This window comes from Polaromonas sp. (assembly GCF_018780625.1).
Lineage (GTDB): Bacteria > Pseudomonadota > Gammaproteobacteria > Burkholderiales > Burkholderiaceae_C > Polaromonas.
The window spans coordinates 1-3,493 of record NZ_JADMJK010000217.1 but is presented as its reverse complement, the minus strand read 5'-3'; the positions used below and the strand labels follow the sequence as shown (position 1 = coordinate 3,493).

At 66.9% G+C, this 3,493-nt stretch carries 4 protein-coding genes; all 4 read left to right on the top strand.

The window, feature by feature from the left end:
- A partial coding sequence (locus IV091_RS15795; protein WP_293470209.1) for an orotidine 5'-phosphate decarboxylase / HUMPS family protein occupies positions 1–429 on the top strand: 429 nt, incomplete at its 5' end.
- Positions 430–464: 35 nt separating this feature from the next.
- Entirely contained in the window at positions 465–1,358 is an 894-nt protein-coding gene (locus IV091_RS15790) for a LysR family transcriptional regulator (protein WP_293470208.1), read from the top strand.
- Between the two features lie 181 nt (positions 1,359–1,539).
- Positions 1,540–2,529 (top strand): tripartite tricarboxylate transporter substrate binding protein, encoded by a 990-nt coding sequence (locus IV091_RS15785; protein ID WP_293470207.1) that lies wholly within the window; start codon positions 1,540–1,542, stop codon positions 2,527–2,529.
- A partial coding sequence (locus tag IV091_RS15780; protein WP_293470206.1) for a succinylglutamate desuccinylase/aspartoacylase family protein occupies positions 2,526–3,493 on the top strand: 968 nt, incomplete at its 3' end. The genes IV091_RS15785 and IV091_RS15780, both read left to right, overlap by 4 nt.

Below are 3,493 nucleotides of genomic sequence, written 5' to 3'. Positions count from 1 at the left end.
TACCTCAAGTACCACGGCAAGGGCGCTTTTTTGCTGTGCCGCACCTCCAACCCGGGCGGCGACGACCTGCAAAACCAGCGCCTGGCGTCGATTGAAGGCCAGCCGCTGCTGTACGAGCATGTAGCCCGCCTGGCACAGGGTCCGTGGAACCTGAACGGCCAGCTCGGGCTGGTGGTGGGCGCGACCTACCCGGCCGAGATCGAGCGCGTGCGCGCGGTGGCGCCCACGCTGCCGCTGCTGATCCCGGGCGTTGGTGCGCAGGGCGGCGACGCCGTGGCCACGGTGCGCGCCGGCTGGCGGCCGGACGCGCCCATCATCGTGAACTCGTCGCGCGCTATTTTGTACGCCTCGTCGGGCGACGACTTTGCCGAAGCGGCGCGGCGCGAGGCCACCCGAACGCGCGACCTGCTGCAGGCCGCACGGCCCTGACCTGACCCTGGTCGCCTACTGGCTGAAAACCGGCGATGCAACTCAAGTGGCTGGAAGATTTTGTGGCGCTGGCGCACACCGGCAGCTTCAGCCGCGCCGCCGAACTGCGCCATGTCACGCACCCGGCGTTTGGTCGCCGCATCAAGGCGCTGGAGGCCTGGGCCGGCACCCCGCTGATTGAACGGGGCAGCGCGCCGCTGGCGCTGACCGCCGCAGGCGCCAGCCTGCTGGACAACGCGCAGCAAATGGTGGGCAACCTGAAGTCGGCGCACCATGAGCTGCTGAGCGCCGCCGGCCGCCAGGAAAACACCGCCACGCTGGCCACCGGGCGCACGCTGGCCCGCACCCTGGTGGCCGACCTGATGCTGCGCTTCAAGCCGCTGCTGGCCAACGGCGAGTTGCGCATCCTGACCCGCTCCCTGACCGAGACCTCGCAGCTGCTGGAGCGCGGTGAAGCCGACTTCATGGTGATCTACCACCACCCGCTGCTGGCGGTGCAGCTCAGCGCGCGGCAATACACGCACACCACGCTGGCGCAGGACAAGCTGGTGCCGGTCACCCGGGCTTCTGCCCAGGGGCAGGGCCAGCACCAGTTTGGCGGCAGCGATGCCACGCCCTACCTGGCCTATGCTGGCACGCTGGCGCTGGGCCGGCTGGTGCGGGACCATCTGGCCAACAACCCGCATGCCCCGCACTTGCGGCGGGTGATGGAATGCGACTCGGCCGATGCCGTCTACGAATATGCCCTCAAGGGCCTGGGCGTGGCGTGGCTGCCCTGGTCTATGGTGTCGGGTGCCTGCAAGGCCGGCCAGTTGCAGGTGCTGGGCGATGCGCCGCTGGAGGTGCGCTTCGAAATGCGGGCCTACCGCGCCAAGCGCCGCCTCCATCCGCTGGCCGAGCGTTTGTGGCAGGTGATGGAACAGCGCTGAGCGCGTGCCAAAACGGCCACAACCCGTGCCAAAGCAGCACAAGCGTTTAAACCGCGCTGATGACAATGAAAGAATTCATTTCCTTTTAGAACCCGCGCTGCCTGCGCTTAGGGCCGCCCGGATCCAGACGGACCTGTCCATGTTTCCGCGATGACCCCTCCACGCTTTTTGGAAAAAAACCATGAAATTCCCGTCTGCTTCCCGCCGTGCCGCATTGTGCGGTGCCCTGACCTCGTTGTCCCTGCTGGCCTGCGGCAGCGTACTGGCCCAGCCCGACAGCTACCCCAGCAAGCCGATCACCATCGTGGTGGGCTACCCGGCGGGCGGCAGCACCGACCTGAGTGGCCGCACCCTGGGTGCCGAGCTGTCCAGGAAACTGGGCGTTCCGGTCATCATCGAGAACGTGGGCGGGGCCGGCGGTGCCATTGGCGCCCAAAAGGTGGTCAACGCCGCACCAGACGGCTACACCCTGCTGGTCGGCGCCAGCAACGAGATCGCCATTTCCCGCCTGGTGTCTGCTTCGGTCAAATACGACGTCAAGGACTTCACCCCCATCGGCCTGATTGCAACCCAGCCCATGGTGCTGGTGGCGTCGCAAAAGTCAGGCGTCAAGACGGTCGAGCAGTTCATGACCCTGGCCAGGCAGAACCCCGGAAAATACAGCTTTGGCAGTTCGGGCGTCGGCACCGCCCTGCATCTGGCCGGGGAAATGGTGAAGGACCAGGGCGGTCTGTTCATGACCCACATTCCCTACCGCGGCGTGGCGCCCTTGGCCAATGACCTGCTCGGCAACAACATTGAATTCGGCGTGTTCGTGCTGTCCAGTGGCCTGCCGCACATCCGCAGCGGCAAGGTGGTTGCGCTGGGCACCACCGAAGCCCGGCGTTCGCCCATGACCCCCGACATTCCTGCGCTGGCCGAAACGCCCAAGCTCAAGGGCATCGACATCAACATCTGGTTTGCGCTGATGGGCCCGGCCGGCCTGCCTGAGCCGGTGGTGGCCAAGCTGAAAAAAGCCCTGAACGAGTCCTTGCAGACGCCTGCGCTGCGCAAGAAGCTTGAAGACTCGGGCTCCACGGTATCGCCGCTCAATGTGGACATGCCGAAGTTCCTGGCCCAGGAAACCGCCAAATACAAACGCATTGTTGACTTCGCGAAGATCAAGGAATGAACGCCACGCTTCCATTTCATTTGCCCAAGCCCGACATCACCGCCTGGCGCGCCGGCAACACCGGGGTCGAGGGCGTCTGGCAGTTTGACTCGGGCCAGCCCGGCCGCGAGGTGCTGATCACCGCGCTGATCCATGGCAACGAACTCTGCGGCGCCTGGGCGCTCAAGGGGCTGCTGGAGGCCGGCGTGCGGCCCGAGCGCGGCCGCCTGACGCTGGCGTTTGGCAACCTCGCCGCATTTGACCGGTTTGACGCCGACCACCACGACGCTTCCCGCTTCGTCGATGAGGACCTGAACCGCCAATGGGCGCCCGAGCGCATCGCGGCCGGCGGCACGCAGGAGCGCCGGCGTGCCCTGGCGCTGCAGCCATTTGTCGCCCGGGCCGACTGGCTGCTGGATCTGCACAGCATGCATGAGCGCGCCGCGCCCTTGCTGCTGACCGGCATGCAGGCGCGCAACCTGGCACTGGCGCGCGAACTGCGCACCCCGGAACACATCGTGGTGGACCCCGGCCACAAGGACGGCGTGCGCATGCGCGATTTCGGCCGTTTTGGGGAGCTGTGCGCAGATGGCCGCGACAACGGAACCCGTTCCCTGCTGATTGAATGCGGCTTTCATGGCGACCTTGGAAGCCGCACCGTGGCCCAGGACATCTGCGTGCGCTTTTTGCAGGCCTCCGGTGCGTTGCAGGCGCAGGCGCTGCAGCAGGCCCTGCCAGGCTGGCGGCAAGCCGACGCGCCGCGCCAGTGGGTGCTTGACGTCACCGGTCCGGTGGTGGCCCGCAGCGACCAGTTCCGCTTTACCGAGCCTTTTCAGGGTCTGGAAATCATTGCGCGTGCCGGCACCGTGATCGGCTGGAACGAGGGCGAGCCGGTGACCACGCCCTACGACGACTGCGTGCTGGTGATGCCCTCGACCCGCCAGGCCCAAGCCGGCGTGACCGTGGTGCGTTTTGCGCGGCGGCG